Raw genomic sequence first — 15517 nt, forward strand, 5'->3', positions numbered from 1 at the left:
GCGCCGCTCCGGTGTCAGGCCTTGACGTAGCGGGTGTACAGATAACCCGCGTCGTCGGTGAGGACGTGCGCGCAGCGCATCCGGGTCAGCAGCTGGGTCTGACCCGTCACAATCCGGCGCGACAGGCCGCCGACCACGCAGGGCGAGATCGTCAGACACAGCTCGTCGAGCAGGCCGCGCTCGATGAACGCGCCGAGCAGCATCGGGCCGCCCTCGGTCAGGATGCGGCTCAGGCCACGGTCCTGAAGTCGGACCAGGACGGTGGCCTCGTCAACACTGCGTGGATCGCTGCCGGAGCAGTCGATCACCTCTGCCAGGCCCGCGAGCCGACGGCGGGTGTCGTCGGCGGCTGCCGTGCAGGTGAGCACCAATGGCGGCACCTCGGTCCGGGTGAACACTGCCAGGTCCCGGTCCAGGCGACCGGACTTGGTGACGATGGCCAGCGGCGGCAGCTCGCCCTGGTTTCGCGCTACCCGTTGCTGGCGCTGGGCGACGCTCAGCTGCGCACCCGAGTAACCCTCGAGCCGTACGGTGCCCGCGCCGACCACGATCACGTCGGCCAGTTCACGCAACACGATGAAGACGGCGCGGTCACCGGGGCCTGCCAACGTGCCGCTGAGGCCTTCGACGGTGGCCGCGCCGTCCAGGCTGGTGATGAAATTCGCCCGCAACCATGTGCCGTCCAGATCAGCCGGGTAGGCGTAAAACCCGGGAAGTTCGTGGTTGGCCAGCTCGCGATCCGAGCCGAGCAGCGTCAGAGCGGTCTCGGCGGCCAGGCCGGCGGCGATGCCGGCCTCGAAGTCGGGCATGAACTCGATTGCAGCACGCCGCTACAGTGCGTGCATGCATGGGGTGGGCCACCTGGTTGATCGGCATCCGTCGGTATCGCCGGAGCGGTTGATCGCCCAACTGCGTCCGCCGCCCACGTTCGCCGAGGTCAGCTTCGCGACATACCGGCCCGACCCGGCCGAGCCCACCCAGGCCGCGGCCGTAGGCGCCTGCCAGGGCTTTTGCCGACAGGCCGTCGAGCTGCGGGCAGGACGCAAGAAGCTGTTCGGCAGGAAGGAGGTGCTGCCCGGTGTCGGGCTGTATCTCGACGGTGGGTTCGGTGTGGGCAAGACACACCTGCTCGCCTCGGCCTACTACCAGTTGCCTGACGGGCCCGAGCATCCCACCGCGTTTGCCACATTCGGCGAGCTGACGCAGCTGGCCGGGGTGTTCGGTTTCGCCGAGTGCATCGATCTGCTGGCCGGCTACACCGCGGTGTGCATCGACGAATTCGAACTCGACGATCCCGGCAACACCACGCTGATTTCGCGGATGCTGTCGTCACTGGTCGAGCGGGGTGTGTCGGTGGCCGCCACCTCCAACACGCTGCCCGAGCAGCTTGGTGAGGGACGCTTTGCGGCGCAGGACTTCATGCGCGAAATCAACACGCTGGCAAGGATTTTCACCACGGTGCGGATCGAAGGGCCGGACTACCGGCACCGCGACCTGCCGCCGGCGCCGCCGCCGTCGTCCGACGAGGAGGTCGCCGGGCGCGCCGCTGCGGTAGCAGGTGCGACGCTCGACGACTTCGACGGTTTGTGCGCACACCTGGCGACCATGCATCCGTCGCGCTATCTGAGTCTGATCGAGGGCGTGACCGCGGTGTTCATCACCGGTGTGCACGGCATCGACGACCAGAACGTCGCGTTGCGGTTGGTCGCGCTCACCGACCGGCTCTATGACGCCGGCATCCCGGTGGTGGCCTCCGGGGCCAAGCTGGACACCATTTTCAGCGAAGAGATGCTGGCCGGCGGCTACCGGAAGAAATACCTGCGGGCCACTTCCCGGCTGCTGGCTCTCACGGCCGGCCCAGCCTACGAACCATGACGTAGTCGTTTTCCAGGCTCTCGCCGAGCCGAAACGTCCTGGTGCCGCTGATGGTGAAGCCGCTCTTGGTGTAAAAGCGTTGTGCGCGTGCGTTTTCCTGATTGACGCCCAGCCAGATGTGGTCCAGGCCCCAGTCGGCGCCGACGGCCAGCGCGGCGTCCATCAGCATTGTGGCGACGCCCTGGCCGTGAAAGTCGGCCAGTACGTAGAGCTTTGACAGCTCAGCGGTGTTGTCGCCGGACGCGCCGCGAACGAGCATGGCATAGCCGACGATTCGCCCGTCCCGGCGTGCGGTGATGATCGCGCGGTGCGGGTCGTTTAAAAACTCGCCGAATCGCGCCGCGGACAGATTCGCGTCGATGAACGCGGCGATGTTCTCCGGTGTCGTCGACGTGGGGCAGGCCAGCGGAAAGGCCTGTGCGGCAACGGCGGCGAGCTCTTCGGCGTCGACGGATTCCGTCGTGGCGAGCTGGACGGTCAGGTCAGAGATTCCACTGCGCCAGGTGCTCGCCGGTCTTGCGGTCCAGCAGCACGACAACCGAGACCGGATCGCGGTAGGCATCCCAGTACACCCCGCCGCGAACGATGGCGCCCTGCGGGGCATTCCCCAAGGCCGCGTCCAGCCAATCGGGCGCGTCGCACGGCCGCGGCTTGTAGGCGTCGGCGAAAGGCGTCACCCCGTCGAAGCTGAAGTTGGTGGCCATGATGTAGGAGTTGGGCACCCGGACCGCGCGGACCGTCACGTCGGCGCGGGCCACCGAGCTGTCGGGGAAGCTTTTCACCGGGACTCCGCTGCGGGTGTAGCCGAAGCCGGGTGGCGGGTCCACCGGCACCACATTGCTGACTGTGACGTCGGCGACGTATGTTCCGGTGTCCACCCGCAGCGTGTCGCCGATGTGGCCGATGGGCGCGTCGCCGGCCCACGCGCGCGGCGCGGCGACGTCGACGGCCAAAACCCCCGCGGCGGCGACGAGGAAGGTGTACAGCACGATCAGCCAGCGGCGCATCTTCGCATGATTACACATGCGGTAACGCCAAGGGGAGGGGTCGTGAGGGGTTACGAGGGGATTGGCTGACACCTTGCTCCCAGGAAGTGCTGCCAGGCTGATCGCCATGCACGTCGACCCGGGCCCGCTGACATTGGTTTCCGCCGTTTCCACCTGGCATCTGGACGCCGGCTCCGCCGCCGTCATCCTGGCACTGGCCGCCGGCTACCTATGGGCTTACCGGCGCGGCGTCACAGTTGCCCGCGGCCAGGCCTGGTGCTGGGGAAGTGGCATCGTGTTGTGGATTTTCGCCACGCTGAGTGCGATCGGCGAGTATGCGTACTTCCTGTTCTGGGTGCGCGCGTTGCAGGTGCTGCTGCTGCTTTTCGTGGTGCCGTTCCTGCTGGCGCAGGGCCGGCCGGTCACCGTGCTGCGCGATGCAGTAGGTGGCCGCGACCGCATTGATCGGGTGTTGGCCACCCGGTGGGCGCGGATACTGCTACATCCGGTGACCACCTCACTGGCAATGCTGGTTACGCCGTGGCTGCTCTACATGACACCCTGGTACACCGCGGCCCTGCAGCATGAGTGGATCGGCGCTGCAACCCGAATTCTGTTGGTAGTCATCGGGTTCGGCTACTTCTACGCCCGGCTGCAGGCAGACCCGGTGCCGCGCAGGTACTCCCAGTTGATTTCGTTGCTGATCTCAGTCGGCGAGACGCTGGGTGACGGGGTGCTGGGTTTGGTCGTTTGGCAGGGCCCGTTGATCGCGACGGCGTATTACTCAGGGCTGCATCGGCTTTGGGGTCCCGATCCGCGGCTGGATCAGACGATCGGCGCCGGCGTCCTATGGATTCTCGGCGACTTCGTCGGGCTGCCGTTTGTGTTGCTGCTGATGCGTGCGCTATCCCATGACGAAAAGAAGCAGGCGGTTCAGGTGGACGCCGAATTGGACAGCGCGCAGGCGGTGGCGACTACGACGCAATCGACGCTGTGGTGGGAGAACGATCCGCAACTCAGTGAGCGGTTCCGCTCCCGCCGGTGATCGATTCCAGCGCGGCGATCAGGTCGGCCTCGACTTGCTCTTTGTTCGCGCCGCATTGGTGTAGCGGCCCGGCTCCGTCTTCGAGTTCGAGCAGCGCCAACAGCAGGTGTTCGGTGCCGATGTAGTTGTGGCCCAACCGAAGTGCCTCGCGGAAGGTCAGCTCGAGCACCTTGCGTGCCGGGCCGCTGAATGGGATCAGCTCGGGGGTTTCGGCTCCGGCCGGGGGCAGCTGTACGGCGGCCCGCAGGGCTTCGGTGTCGATCTTCTGTCGTTGCAACAGCACGGTGGCCAGCGCGGCGGAATCGCTGAGCGTGCCCAGCACCAAATGGTCGGGGGTGATCTCGGTATTGCCCGCTTCGTGCGCGGCGTTCTGGGCGGCGACGACGGCGTTGCGCGCCCGTGGAGTGAAGCGTCCGAAGCCTTGATTGGGGTCCAAGGTGGTGGCCTCAGCCTTGGGGACGAAGCGTTTCTGCGCGGCCTGCTTGGTGACGCCCATGGCCTTGCCGATCTCGGTCCAGGAGGCTCCCGAGCGGCGTGCCTGGTCGACGAAGTGCCCGATCAGGTGGTCGGCGACCTCGCCCAGGCTTTCGGCCGCCAAGACGGCGTCGGCAAGCTGATCCAGCGCGTTCGGGTGCACTTGCTTGATCGCGTTGATCAGCTCGTCGAGGCGGACGGGGTAGGCGATCTTCGTCGGTTCGACCATGGCGTCAACACTAAGTTGACGGTCCCGACGGTGTCAACCCTGGGTTGACGCGAGCTTGATGGCCGGATATTCCGGCAAAATTCACACGCCGTTCGCCGCAGGAGACGCGTGCTCAGCAGTGCTTTGGAACAATCACGGGGTCATGAAGCTCCTGCTAACAGTGGCCAGCGTCGCCGCGGTGATCGGCTTGGCCGCACCGGCGCACGCCGACGCCAACCAAGATCAAGCATTTCTGGTGGCACTGGGCAGCGCCGGCATTACCTACCAGAGCGCCGAAAATGCCGTGAAAGCCGGCAAAAGCGTGTGCGACATGGCGAAGTCGGGCAAGCCCGCCATCGACGTCGTCAAGGTCCTGCAAGACGAGAACCCGGGGCTCAGCCAGACCAACGCCGCGAAATTCACGGCGATCTCGGCCGGTGTGTACTGCCCGGATCAACTGCCCGACAGCAGCAAAAGCGGCTAGGGCTGCGCGTCACTGAACGTGCGCATGAGATCGCAGAACTCCGCAGCCGTGTAGTTGCGGTGCCAGTGATCGAGGTACACGTCTTTGGGGAGGATGAGGACGTCGACGTCGCTTTCTGCGACGACCGTGGCGTTTCGAACGTCGCCCCGGATTACCCCCGTGATGCCTAGCGGCTCCCAGGGATGGACGCAAAAGGAGTCGTAGCCTCCCGAAGGGTGGCCGCAGAGCCCGGGCGCCAACGGGATGTAGACGAACGTCGCCCTTGCGCCGACTTCCGTCAGGCACTCGCCGGGTGAGAGGTGTCCCAAGCGCGCGTTGCAGAAGCCGAGATCGGGATCGATGTGGTCGGTCTTGTAGCCGCGCCTTGCGACGTTGCGCAGCAAGGTGATTCGCTGCTCGCGGTCCCATTCGATCGCGCTTGCGGCGAGAAAGCGTCGGCGTTCGGGCTCGGGGGCGCTGCGCAGTGATGGAACGCACAGCACGCGGCCGGTGAGTCCGGGGCTTCGGGCAACAACAATGTCGGCGACCAACGGTGCGAAATCAGGATTGTCGTCGGTGTGTTCCAGCAGCACCCGGGTGTGGTTTGCACCCGCCACGCCGGCGAAGCTTTCGACCACGTCGGACTGGATGTCGTCGACGACGACGGCAGCGTTGCGCACCGCGCGGCGCATCGCCTCGTCGGATCCGAAGCTGCCGTGAAAGAAGGCTAAGCGCAGATCGCCTTCGGGGGTGATCTCGGATATCTCGATGTTGGCCTCGCCCGCATTCAGCGCGTTGTCTGCCTCGAGCAGGAAAGTCCGTCCGTCCCTATCGTGCAGGGCATAGACGGCGTTGGCGGTTTTCTGGTCGATGAAGATCTGGTAGCTACCGGAGGTCCGCAGATGGGTGCCCCGCTGCCGCAGCGCGTCGGCGCAGCGCAGGCAGCGAATCGTGTCGATGACGTCGAGAACGAATTCCCGGGCCTCTGGGTCGGTGGCCTGCAACCAGGAAAAGGCGGTGCCGTCGAAGTCGGCGTAATGGCGGTCGAGCAAGGCCTTACGGTGCTCGTGGAGCGCCGAGGCGCCCCCGACCTGCTGCAAGGCGGCTTCGTGATGAGCTCGTTCGTCCTCGGTCCGGGCCTTGTTGCGGAGCTTCTGGTGGTACAGGGCCTCCAGCGGATGGCTCAAGACGAAGCGCATCAGGTCGCGCAGCGACGTGGTGTCGTCCAGCTTGGCGGCGGGCACGGCGCTCTTGCTGTGCGCGTAGGCCAGCGCGGTGAGCTCGCGCAGGATCCGCTGCGGTGGCCCTTCGATGATGCCGGCGCTGGTCATCCGTAGCACGTGCCAGGCCAGGTTCCCGGTGTTCTCCGTCCAGAGAATGTCGACGATCTCGTCGAAGGCGGGCCCGAAAGGTTCCTGGGCGGCGAACTCCGCGTGGACTATTCGCCCGAACGGATTCACGTCGGACATCCCGATGTCGTGGACGTAGGCGAGCAGGCAGCCGTAGCTCGTCATGCGTTGGCGGCGCAGTGGCGTGCGCTCAGAAATCTTGACTCCCAACACATTTCCGATCACGCCGACGATGCGGTTAGCGATGTCGCGCGCGTGAATGACACCGTGATCGGTGAACAGCGCCAGGTGGCTCAGCGGATCCTTGAGGAAGCCGGGATCGGTTGCCGCCTCTTCGAGAGTGAGGCTGGCGTTGACCTTCGAGTAGTAGTTCTGCTCCAGCAGCTCGCGGATGCGCGGGGCCAGGAGTGAATCCAGTGGGGGTTCGGAATCCGGCCGCGTCATACCGCTTTCACCAAGCTGTCGGGTCGAGCCGCTCGTTTCGCCAACTGCCCGGCGACGAGCGCTAGTGCTAGACGATCTCATGTTCGGACGGTCTGGTCAGGCGTTTTCCGTCGAATCATAGAAGGACGTTGCTGGGGTCGTGGTCTCCTTTCAAGCCAACCGTTGTCAGCCCAGCCGGCATGGATGAGCGCGGAGCTGACCTCGGGGGCACCCCCGAAAAGTCCACGACATCTCACCTCGCACACGCCGGGACCTACCCGGCAAAATTGCGCTCACTAGTTCGCGACAACCCATGGAAGATCGTGCCTCAACGCCTCACGTGTGGGCCACGGTATCGGGTGTGTGCCCATGTCATGTGTCAAAGATTGTCGTCCCGACACCGTTGGGGCTGGTCGAGATGTACACCGGCCCCAGCGCGAAAGGAGCGAACCCGGTAATCATGTCGTATCCCAACGAGGTGGGCGTTGACATAACCGTTGGGCCTTGAAACGGGCCTACCGTTGCGCTCGTCGTATACGAATACAGCAGGGTCTGGCCATTGCTTGTGTAGACCGAAATGGTCGTTCCCGGTGGAACCGTTCCGGAGACCTGACCGGTCCCCAGTGCGGACGCAGTGATGGATCCACTCGCACCACCGGAGTCGATAACCGCGACAACGGGTACGAGTGGCCCGTTGTTGATCTGTATGGCCAAGGGGGCAACCGGTGCTCCGGAAATCGAGGCGTTGGGGAGTGGGCTCAGCGGGTTGGCACCGAACTGCATCTGACCGTGGGGTGCGTTTATCAGCACACCCTGATTGAGATCCCCCGGCAACGCCGTGATCACATTGCCGGGGGGTGGGGCTCCCGCAGTCGGAAAGCCCCCGGTATTAACCCCAATGCCCAGGATGCCGTCGGCCGTACCGAAAGGGCCCAGGCCGATAAGAGGGCCAACGGGACCTAAGGCCAACGTCAAAAGGGCATAGGGCGACGTTGGGAAGTAGACGACGCCGACGCCGACTGAGGTCGGTGCGGTGATGGCTCCATTCCCGAAATCCACCGTCGTGTCAAAGGTGAGGTATAGACAGTTGACCCCCGAGCCGTAAGCGGCGAGACCAATCCCCGTGGGCAAGCCGAGGTGCCGAAGCCCGATGTCCCAGAACGGGGCAATGAGACCAACGGATCCGGTGTCGACTTCCAGTTGCACGGGTCGTCCGCCGTTTATGGATGCGTACGTCACCGGCTCAATGCCACGCTCCGTTAACTGGAGCGGGACGGTTGCGCTGACCGGTGAACCAACGCCCGCGGCCCCGTTGTTGCCATACAACCAGCCGCCGAGCCCGCCAGCCCCACCAGCTGCGTTGATGCCGCCGGCACCACCTGGCCCACCCGCGCCGAACAGACCCGCATTACCGCCAGCTCCACCGACCGTGCCGGTTGTGCCGGCGGCTCCGGCCTGCCCACCGGCCCCGCCGCTACCGAACAGCCACCCGCCGTGACCACCGGCCCCACCCCAAGCATTGGCTCCGCCGGCGCCTCCGGGCCCCCCATTGCCGATCAACCCCGCAGCACCGCCGGCCCCACCGGCTGCCCCCGACGCCGTTGGTGAGTAACCGCTGCCACCGCTGCCATACAAGAGCCCACCAGCTCCGCCATTCGGACTCGCGGCCGTTCCGTTTGCTCCATCACCGATCAGCGAACGCCCAAACAACACCTCGGTGGGAGCATTAATCACAGTCAGCAAGGCGTTTTCCGCGATCTGCAATGGCGAGACGTTAACCCCTTCCGCACCCAGATACGACCACGCCCCACCGCTGAGCGCTTCCAGAAATTGTTGGTAAGACTCGCTGACTTGCGTGCTGAGCGCCTGAAATTGCTGACCATGCTCAGCAAGCAGTTCCGCCATGGCCGCAGATACCTCATCGGCGCCGGCAGCCGCCAGTCCGGTGGTATGACTAGCAGCTGCCGCAATCGCGGACTTCAGCTCAGCATCGACGCTCTCCAAATCCGTTGCCGCAGATAACAACAACTCGGGAAGCACGACCAACAGCGACATCATGCCCTCGGCTCTAATCAGTAATCAAATGCGTGCAGAACAGCCCAATGTGATTGGGAGGTAAGCGGATGCTCATGCGGTCTATCTTGGCACTTTCGAGGCGTAATTGGGCGGTAGCGTTTGACGTGAGGCTTTGGCGCCGGCGGCGCAGTGGGGACCGAATTAAACAGCGCTATAACGGATTAACGCCTTAATCTGCCTGCCGGATTCGCTGGAGCGTGTGAAGGCGGTTCGGTATCCGGCCGCGTCATACCGCTTTCACCAAGCTGTCGGGTCGAGCCGCTCACTTCGCCGAGTGGCCGGCGACGAGCGTCAGTGCTAGCCGATCTCATGTTCGGACCGTCGGGTGCAGGTGTTTCGGCGACATAGGTCGCGGTGACGGCGTTGTCGGGCCGGGACAATCTTGCGCGGCGCAGTTGTCGGTTTCCGGCAAACAACTCGGCGCCCGCTCACACGACCATGGAATTACCAATCCAAAGTTCAGTTGCGGAGGTGTGTGTCTGATGGGCGGCGTCGAGCGAATTGACGGCGGACCCAGGTCGGCGATCGTTATCGGTGCGGGCATTGCCGGATTGTCAACGGCGTGGTTTCTGCAGGAGCGCGGGGTCGACGTCACGGTGGTAGACCGCACCGGCGTTGCGGCCGGTGCGTCCTGGGGCAATGCCGGCTGGATCGCTCCGGGGCTGACGCTTCCCTTGAACTCCCCGTCGGTGCTGCGTGGTGGACTGCGTTCGCTGTTCGACCCGACCGCACCGTTGCACATGCCGCTGACGACCGACGCGGACCTCGGGGCCTTCTTGATGCGTTTCGTCGCAAACTGTCGGCGATCGTCGTGGCAGCGGGCGCTGCGGGCCAATGTAGCGCTCAACGAGGACTGCATCGAAGCATTCGACGTGCTGATCGCCAACGGGGTCGATGCTCCGGTGACCGACACACCGGTCACCGCCGTTTTTCGCGACACCGCGTCAGCGCAGCGGCTGATGGGAATGCTGCGTCAGCTCGAAAAGGCGGGCCAGACAATGGATGTGACCGAATTAGCTGGTGAGGCGTTGCGCGGGCAGGTGCCCCTGGCATCGCCGGCGGTCACCGCCGGGCTGAACATCAATGGTCAGCGTTTCGTCGACCCGCGGCGATTTGTGGAGGCCCTGGGCCGCTCGGTGGTGGCCCGTGGGGCGGTGGTGCGCAGGCTGGAAGTCGACGATGTCGTGAGCTCACGCAACGGCGCGGTGGTTTACGCGCGCCGCAGCGACCCGTTGAGCGCCGACGCGGCCGTGATCGCGACCGGGGCGCGGTTGCCGCGGCTCGCGGGCCGGTGGTTCCGCGTCCCGGTGGCGGCCGGTCACGGCTACTCGTTTACCGTGCCGGTGGATCGCCCCATACCGGGGCCCATCTACCTTCCGGACGCGCGGGTGGCGTGCACGCCCTACAAAGGCGCACTGCGGGTTTCGGGCACCGTGCAATTCCGCCACCCGCATGAACCCCGCGCAACCCTTCGGGTGGACGCCATCGTCGCCGCGGTGCGCCCCATGCTGGACGGGGTGCGCTGGGACGTGCGTAGCAATCTGTGGGTTGGAGCGCGCGCGGTCACCCCCGATGGCCGGCCGCTGATCGGCGAAGTGGCGCGTGATGTTTACGTGGCCGGCGGTCACGGCATGTGGGGATTGGCGCACGGGCCGGTGACCGGTCGGCTGCTGGCCGAACAGATCACCACCGGCAAGCAACCCCAGGGCCTGGCCGAGTTCGATCCATTGCGCAGGACCGGCCGCAGCACGTCCCGGTAGCCCGACCGGGCCGTGCTGCGGCCTCTGACGACACTCCGCTCGATACGTAAGGAACTCATTCAAAATGACCAACAGCAAACGCATCTGGATGACGCGGCAGGACTACACCCGTCTGCACAACGAACTCGCCGAGCTGCGTTCGCGGCCCAGCATTGAGGTGCCCGACGACTTGATGGATTACCACGCGAGTGTCGGAGCCTGCTATTCGGCGCGACGAGCGCGTATCCGCGAGCTTCGAGATGTGCTGAACAACGCGGCCGTCAGCGAGGGCCAGGGTGGCTGTGCGGTGCCATGAAGGGAGCGGAAATGGCTAACACCGAACGCGCGCGGATCTCGCCGCAAGCCTACGAGCGGCTGAAAAGGGAACTGGCCACGCTGCGGCAGATGTATTCGGGTCCAATGGCTTTCGAGGATGCCGACGAACGCAAGGCCGCTGTCCAACGGGCTTGGCTCTTGCGGATCAAACGGATCCAGGATCTGTTGGTTAACGCCGTGGTTGGCGAGGACGGGATCGAGCCGGGCATGGTCTTGACCGTCCCCTACGACGGCGCTGCCGACACTGAGGTCTTTCTACTCCGGGTGCGCGGCGCCGAACATGGCGACGTGCAGACTTACTCGAACCGATCCCCGCTGGGGGCTGCCACTGAGGACGCACGCGCTGGCGTACGCCGCATGTGCACCCTGCCCAGCGGGGCTGACGTCACCATAACCCTGCTCAAAGCCGGTCCGTGCGGCGTTCACACGGCTGGTGGGGTGTAGTGCGCTTGGGTTGCCCACGCACACAGGCAATTTAAGGGACGAGGGGGGAGACGGACGATGTTTGACCTGATTGAGCCGGCGGCGATGATTTTGCTTCTCATGGCGGTGTACTTCCTGGTCATGGGTGTTGTTGCCGGACGAAGGTAGCGAATTACGTTGAACAACAAGGTTAGAAAGGCTGCACATGTCTGCAATCACGGAACACATTGCCGGCGTTGGGGATGCGACGGTGCGCGATGAATTCCTCGGAGGCGGCGCCATAGATTGCCAGAATGCCCTCATTGCATTGAGCCGATGGGAATCCGAAGGTGGTGCACTGTCTCGTCTTGCGCCGCGATTGCCAACACATGCGCACTTGAGTCGAAACTGAACCGTCAGAACCGATCTGGGCGCCTCAGATGGTTTGGTGGCGCCCGAAGAATTCGTGGTCCTCGTTGTAACCGCCGTAGCCGCTGCCCAGCTCGCTGTAGTGTGCGACAAACTCAATGCCCTTGATCCACTTGACGTGCCGGAAGCCGTGTTGCAGTTCATTGCGTAGCCGCAGCGGCGCGCCGTGGCCATAGCTCACCGGCTCGCCGTTCATGTCGTAGGCCAGCATGGTCAGGTGGTGACTCATCTGCTCTATCGGGTGTGCGACGTAATAGATTCCGCCATCGGCGCCGGGACCCAGGGAGTAGAACACCACCCATTTCGCCTCGGGTAGCGGCTTGACGATGTCCATGATCGTCTGCATCGACACGCCACCCCATTTGGCGACACCCGACCAGCCCTGAATGCAGAAGTGCTGGGTGATTTGTTCGTGGTATGGCAGATCATGCAGGTCGGCCAGCGAGAACGCTGTCGGGTGTTCGACCAGGCCGTAGACCCGTAGCCGCCAATCCACGAAATTGTTCTTTTCCAACTCCTTGTATTCGACGGTCTCCGGGTAGGTGCCGTTGTGCCAAAAGTATGGTGACACATCCTTTTCGGTGAATGCGCCCGGCTTTGGGTTGGTGTACTCGAAGAGCCGCTGCAGCGGCCCGATGAGAGCGTAACCGACGCGCTGCACCACGCGAGGGTGGCGGAAGGTGAAGGGTGTGGCGGCCACCCAGCCGATGGCCACCACCACCATGGCCGCGGTGAAGATCGCGAACCCCACCCAGCTGTTGTCGTCGCGCGCGGCGAACATGTGGTTGAGGTTGCGCAAAGCTTCGGTGGCGAAGACCAACGTGACGTGGACGACGATGAAGAACAGGAAGTACACCAGCACCAGAAAATGCAGCGAGCGTGCGGCCTGGATGCTCAGTCGCTTACTGATTGCGGTCAGCCGCATCGACAGGGCCGGCGACATGCCGAGACCGGTGACAACGGCCAGCGGTGCGGCGATGAAGACGGTGACGAAGTACGCCAGTAACTGCAGCGCGTTGTAGGCCACCCAGGTGTTGTCTGTCGGCCAGCTCAGCGAAAGATATTGGAGCGCAACCGATATAGCATTTGGGAAAACGTCCCAGCTGGTCGGCACGATGTGTCGCCATTGGCCGGTAGTGAACAACAGCACGTAGAAGACCGCACCATTGAGCAGCCACAAGGTATCAACGCCGAGGTGCCACCACCGCGCCAGCCCAATGGAATGGCGAATCCCCGGCAACCCCAACTGCGCAGGCAGGCCAACCGAATCGTCCTTGGCCGTCCACAGCGGGTCTTCGGGCACCGGCTTGGCCACTCGCAGCCATTCGTCTTTGCCGGGAGTGGCGTTGCGACTGAAGTAAAGCCGCGGATGATCGCACAGGATCTGAATCCCCGACCGGATGATGAACATCATCAAGAAGAGGTTGAAAAAGTGCGACCAGCCGACCCACGCGGGTATGCCCGGACTGACCCCGGAAGGCACATGGGTACCGGGGTGGCGCTGAATGAACTCCTGCACCGCCGGTACGTTGTGCAGGCCTTTACCGATCGCCACCGCCGCGATCAGCAGGGCGAACCCGATGGGAATCAGCCACAGCAGGTTCAGCCATTTATCGCGCCCAACGCGCAGTCGCGGCGCGATGGCCCGCTTGTCTTCCAACCCGCCGGCCCAGGTTTCTGGGTTGACGATGTCCTCGGCAAGGTGCAGTTCGGTGCGATAGCCCACAGCCTGCTGCGCGTTGTGGGCGCGGTTGTTTGACTTGAGCTTTTCAGTGTCGTGCGCGGCGGTTACGGTTTTTGGGGAATCGACGCATGTGTTGGCGTTGCGGCTGCTATTGGGGGAGTGGTGAATGTGGAATATATTGCCGGCCATCGGATCTCGTCGCCTTAGTTTGTACAAACATGGTTTGTATAAACTCTACGCCTGGCGTGGTTAATCGGGAACCGTGTCTAGACGTGATGGACCGCACATGCGTGGGTGAGTGCTTGGACTTCAGCTAGGAGGGCGACGGCACGCTGGGCGTCGATCCCGACGAGATTCGTGGGCTGCGGAGCTTGCGCACCCGGCTGCCTCCCGTCCGGCCATCTACTACAAGGACTTGCCCCACGAGTTGGAGCCTTGCTAGGCAGGCAATGAGGCATCCTTCGTCGAAATCCTCTGTTGCCGGGACGAGCTCTTAGGGCCCCCCGGGGGAGCTGCCGAGGCGATCCCGCTCAGGGTGTCGCGCTGATCAGCTGGCGGCGCGGTAGGCGGTGTTGGAGGGGTCCGCTCGGCCAGGCTGGCGAGGACGCCGGCCACCACGCGGCCTACGGCACTTGAAGTGTCGATGCCTTCCCTTAGTGAGCGAAGCGGATGCCACGCTCGCCGATTTCCCTGATGGTCGTCCTTAACCTCTGCAGCGTTAGGGCCTAGGCGGTCGATGCCGGCATTGTTTCGCTTACTGCCGACGCCAGCGGTGATCCAGCTCGCGCTCACTTAGGGAGCCGTCTTGTTTAATCTGCAGACCATAGATGCGGGTCTCCACCACGCCTCTCGGATCGAACTCCACATCAATGTGAGTGGGCCGAAACCATCTCGGCTGCGCCACTCCGTTGACGCCGCACGCCATGTCGGGCAGCTGTCCGTCGGCCAGTTCGACGCGATGCACCGAGGTGCCCGCCGACGACCGAATTTTGGTCTCGCTCACTCTTGCTCCTTGGCCACGGCCGGCTGCTTGTTAGCAGCGGCCTACCACCAGACGTCGCTTGACACCGGAACCCAGGGGGTCACGGTGCGAATCATTGTCTCAAGGAGGGGAGCGGGCACTTAACCTACAAAGCCTCACAGCGGGGCGTGTCGCGGGCTTCCATTGGGCACATATTGGGCATAGGCGCCAAGAAAGATTCAGGACGGGCTATCTGAACTGCGTAAAACGTGGTGCGCGATACTGGGATTGAACCAGTGACCTCTTCCGTGTCAGGGAAGCGCTCTCCCGCTGAGCTAATCGCGCTGTGGGGATTCAAGCTGGAGGTGGAGACGGGAATCGAACCCGTGTGCACGGCTTTGCAGGCCGTTGCCTCACCACTCGGCCACTCCACCGCTGGGGATTGATGCCACTTGCACCTTCGAGCGGACGACGGGATTCGAACCCGCGACCCTCACCTTGGCAAGGTGATGCGCTACCAACTGCGCTACGTCCGCGCGCAACGGGCGAGATCGTCGCCCGGTGCGAAGCACGACGATAGTCCACGTGAGCGGGCGCACACAAATTTCTCGGAACGTTGCGTGTCTAGGTTAGCGCTCGCCCAGGTAGTGCGTTCGGTGGTGCCGCCAGTCGTGCTAGTGTTCGACCTCGTTCGCCTCTCGGCGCGGTCCCGTGGCTCAGTGGAAGAGCGTCCGCTTCACACGCGGAAGGTCGCTGGTTCGATCCCAGCCGGGACCACAAGGTCACAGGGTGTTTTGCCAGATCCGGACCATTTCGTTCGATGCAGCGGCCGCTGTGGCAGCCGGCGGCGCCGAGGACCGCTGCACCGACTGCATCAAGAAGCTCCTGGACGTCCCAGATGGGTTCGGCGAGAACTCGTTTCACTGGCTCGGCGTCACGATAGATTTCGACCGTTGGAGTGCCGGTTCTGGCGGCTATTCGTTTCTAACTTCAGCACTCCCGCTCGACCGGGAGCACCTCCGGCTGTGAATCTGGGACCGGCGGATCTCACATTAGAAGCATTAATT

At 64.1% G+C, this 15517-nt stretch carries 15 protein-coding genes, 4 tRNA genes and 1 pseudogene; 8 read left to right on the top strand and 12 right to left on the bottom strand.

Annotation, left to right across the window (positions count from 1 at the left end; all coding sequences use genetic code 11):
• Positions 1 to 14 precede the first annotated feature (14 nt).
• On the bottom strand, positions 15 to 809 hold the full coding sequence (locus tag AWC27_RS29595) for a pyrimidine reductase family protein (RefSeq protein WP_085674517.1): 795 nt from the start codon (positions 807 to 809) through the stop codon (positions 15 to 17).
• Here AWC27_RS29595 and zapE point away from each other — a divergent pair.
• Positions 808 to 1875, top strand: a complete 1068-nt coding sequence (zapE, locus tag AWC27_RS29600; RefSeq protein ID WP_085674519.1) for a cell division protein ZapE — start codon at positions 808 to 810, stop codon at positions 1873 to 1875. The two genes, AWC27_RS29595 and zapE, sit on opposite strands and share 2 nt — an antisense overlap.
• On the opposite strand, the gene AWC27_RS29605 is transcribed toward zapE, so the two are convergent.
• A complete protein-coding gene (locus AWC27_RS29605) occupies positions 1847 to 2437 on the bottom strand; it encodes a GNAT family N-acetyltransferase (protein ID WP_245847585.1) in 591 nt (196 codons plus the stop codon). The two genes, zapE and AWC27_RS29605, sit on opposite strands and share 29 nt — an antisense overlap.
• Positions 2358 to 2882 (bottom strand): hypothetical protein, encoded by a 525-nt coding sequence (locus tag AWC27_RS32545; RefSeq protein WP_245847587.1) that lies wholly within the window; start codon positions 2880 to 2882, stop codon positions 2358 to 2360. Before AWC27_RS32545 ends, AWC27_RS29605 begins: the two co-directional genes overlap by 80 nt.
• A 106-nt stretch (positions 2883 to 2988) precedes the next feature.
• Here AWC27_RS32545 and AWC27_RS29610 point away from each other — a divergent pair, with 106 nt between their 5' ends.
• A complete protein-coding gene (locus AWC27_RS29610; protein WP_085674524.1) occupies positions 2989 to 3906 on the top strand; it encodes a cytochrome c oxidase assembly protein in 918 nt (305 codons plus the stop codon).
• Here AWC27_RS29610 and AWC27_RS29615 read toward each other — a convergent pair.
• Positions 3878 to 4609 (bottom strand): Clp protease N-terminal domain-containing protein, encoded by a 732-nt coding sequence (locus tag AWC27_RS29615; RefSeq protein ID WP_085674525.1) that lies wholly within the window; start codon positions 4607 to 4609, stop codon positions 3878 to 3880. The genes AWC27_RS29610 and AWC27_RS29615 overlap by 29 nt on opposite strands.
• 142 nt (positions 4610 to 4751) lie before the next feature.
• Here AWC27_RS29615 and AWC27_RS29620 point away from each other — a divergent pair, with 142 nt between their 5' ends.
• Complete coding sequence (locus AWC27_RS29620; RefSeq protein ID WP_085674642.1) at positions 4752 to 5072, top strand: DUF732 domain-containing protein; 321 nt, start codon at positions 4752 to 4754, stop codon at positions 5070 to 5072.
• On the opposite strand, the gene AWC27_RS29625 is transcribed toward AWC27_RS29620, so the two are convergent.
• Both AWC27_RS29625 and AWC27_RS29630 read right to left on the bottom strand, forming a co-directional pair.
• The gene (locus tag AWC27_RS29625) at positions 5069 to 6844 is read right to left on the bottom strand and encodes a hypothetical protein (RefSeq protein ID WP_085674527.1); all 1776 of its coding nucleotides are present in this window, start codon (positions 6842 to 6844) and stop codon (positions 5069 to 5071) included. The two genes, AWC27_RS29620 and AWC27_RS29625, sit on opposite strands and share 4 nt — an antisense overlap.
• A 351-nt stretch (positions 6845 to 7195) precedes the next feature.
• Positions 7196 to 8878: a PecA family PE domain-processing aspartic protease gene (locus tag AWC27_RS29630; protein WP_085674645.1), complete on the bottom strand. Its 1683-nt coding sequence runs from the start codon at positions 8876 to 8878 to the stop codon at positions 7196 to 7198.
• A 503-nt stretch (positions 8879 to 9381) separates the two neighbouring features.
• Here AWC27_RS29630 and AWC27_RS29635 point away from each other — a divergent pair.
• The 3 genes from AWC27_RS29635 to AWC27_RS29645 all read left to right on the top strand — a co-directional run bounded on the left by AWC27_RS29635 (position 9382) and on the right by AWC27_RS29645 (position 11418).
• The gene (locus tag AWC27_RS29635; protein ID WP_085674528.1) at positions 9382 to 10659 is read left to right on the top strand and encodes an NAD(P)/FAD-dependent oxidoreductase; all 1278 of its coding nucleotides are present in this window, start codon (positions 9382 to 9384) and stop codon (positions 10657 to 10659) included.
• 64 nt (positions 10660 to 10723) lie between these two features.
• Entirely contained in the window at positions 10724 to 10954 is a 231-nt protein-coding gene (locus tag AWC27_RS29640) for a hypothetical protein (RefSeq protein WP_085674529.1), read from the top strand.
• 11 nt (positions 10955 to 10965) lie between these two features.
• Positions 10966 to 11418: a transcription elongation factor GreAB gene (locus AWC27_RS29645; protein WP_085674648.1), complete on the top strand. Its 453-nt coding sequence runs from the start codon at positions 10966 to 10968 to the stop codon at positions 11416 to 11418.
• Positions 11419 to 11812: 394 nt separating this feature from the next.
• Here the strand turns inward: AWC27_RS29645 and AWC27_RS29655 are convergent, their stop codons facing one another.
• The 6 genes and pseudogenes from AWC27_RS29655 to AWC27_RS29680 all read right to left on the bottom strand — a co-directional run bounded on the left by AWC27_RS29655 (position 11813) and on the right by AWC27_RS29680 (position 14986).
• Complete coding sequence (locus tag AWC27_RS29655) at positions 11813 to 13678, bottom strand: molybdopterin-dependent oxidoreductase (protein WP_085674533.1); 1866 nt, start codon at positions 13676 to 13678, stop codon at positions 11813 to 11815.
• Positions 13679 to 14074: 396 nt separating this feature from the next.
• Positions 14075 to 14230 (bottom strand): annotated as a pseudogene (locus AWC27_RS33075) (recombinase family protein); the annotation flags it as partial.
• Positions 14231 to 14243: 13 nt separating this feature from the next.
• Positions 14244 to 14492, bottom strand: a complete 249-nt coding sequence (locus tag AWC27_RS29665; protein ID WP_085674535.1) for a hypothetical protein — start codon at positions 14490 to 14492, stop codon at positions 14244 to 14246.
• A gap of 228 nt (positions 14493 to 14720) precedes the next feature.
• Positions 14721 to 14795, bottom strand: a tRNA-Val gene (locus tag AWC27_RS29670).
• Between the two features lie 15 nt (positions 14796 to 14810).
• Positions 14811 to 14884 (bottom strand) — tRNA-Cys (locus AWC27_RS29675).
• Positions 14885 to 14913: 29 nt separating this feature from the next.
• A tRNA-Gly gene (locus AWC27_RS29680) sits at positions 14914 to 14986 on the bottom strand.
• A 169-nt stretch (positions 14987 to 15155) separates the two neighbouring features.
• On the opposite strand from AWC27_RS29680, the gene AWC27_RS29685 reads away from it, so the two are divergent.
• Both AWC27_RS29685 and AWC27_RS29690 read left to right on the top strand, forming a co-directional pair.
• A tRNA-Val gene (locus AWC27_RS29685) sits at positions 15156 to 15227 on the top strand.
• A gap of 12 nt (positions 15228 to 15239) precedes the next feature.
• Positions 15240 to 15479 carry a hypothetical protein gene (locus tag AWC27_RS29690; protein ID WP_085674549.1) on the top strand — a complete coding sequence of 80 codons (240 nt, stop codon included), beginning with the start codon at positions 15240 to 15242 and terminating at the stop codon, positions 15477 to 15479.
• Positions 15480 to 15517 lie beyond the last annotated feature (38 nt).

Source organism: Mycobacterium szulgai (assembly GCF_002116635.1).
In the GTDB taxonomy this organism is placed as follows: Bacteria; Actinomycetota; Actinomycetes; order Mycobacteriales; family Mycobacteriaceae; genus Mycobacterium; species Mycobacterium szulgai.

Coding starts and splice junctions, on each gene's coding strand:
- zapE (WP_085674519.1), top strand. CDS start 808: ATGAACTCGATTGCAGCACGCCGCTACAGTGCGTGCATGCATGGGGTG.
- AWC27_RS29595 (WP_085674517.1), bottom strand. CDS start 809: ATGCCCGACTTCGAGGCCGGCATCGCCGCCGGCCTGGCCGCCGAGACC.
- AWC27_RS29605 (WP_245847585.1), bottom strand. CDS start 2,437: ATGCCTACCGCGATCCGGTCTCGGTTGTCGTGCTGCTGGACCGCAAGA.
- AWC27_RS32545 (WP_245847587.1), bottom strand. CDS start 2,882: ATGCGCCGCTGGCTGATCGTGCTGTACACCTTCCTCGTCGCCGCCGCG.
- AWC27_RS29610 (WP_085674524.1), top strand. CDS start 2,989: ATGCACGTCGACCCGGGCCCGCTGACATTGGTTTCCGCCGTTTCCACC.
- AWC27_RS29615 (WP_085674525.1), bottom strand. CDS start 4,609: ATGGTCGAACCGACGAAGATCGCCTACCCCGTCCGCCTCGACGAGCTG.
- AWC27_RS29620 (WP_085674642.1), top strand. CDS start 4,752: ATGAAGCTCCTGCTAACAGTGGCCAGCGTCGCCGCGGTGATCGGCTTG.
- AWC27_RS29625 (WP_085674527.1), bottom strand. CDS start 6,844: ATGACGCGGCCGGATTCCGAACCCCCACTGGATTCACTCCTGGCCCCG.
- AWC27_RS29630 (WP_085674645.1), bottom strand. CDS start 8,878: ATGTCGCTGTTGGTCGTGCTTCCCGAGTTGTTGTTATCTGCGGCAACG.
- AWC27_RS29635 (WP_085674528.1), top strand. CDS start 9,382: ATGGGCGGCGTCGAGCGAATTGACGGCGGACCCAGGTCGGCGATCGTT.
- AWC27_RS29640 (WP_085674529.1), top strand. CDS start 10,724: ATGACCAACAGCAAACGCATCTGGATGACGCGGCAGGACTACACCCGT.
- AWC27_RS29645 (WP_085674648.1), top strand. CDS start 10,966: ATGGCTAACACCGAACGCGCGCGGATCTCGCCGCAAGCCTACGAGCGG.
- AWC27_RS29655 (WP_085674533.1), bottom strand. CDS start 13,678: ATGGCCGGCAATATATTCCACATTCACCACTCCCCCAATAGCAGCCGC.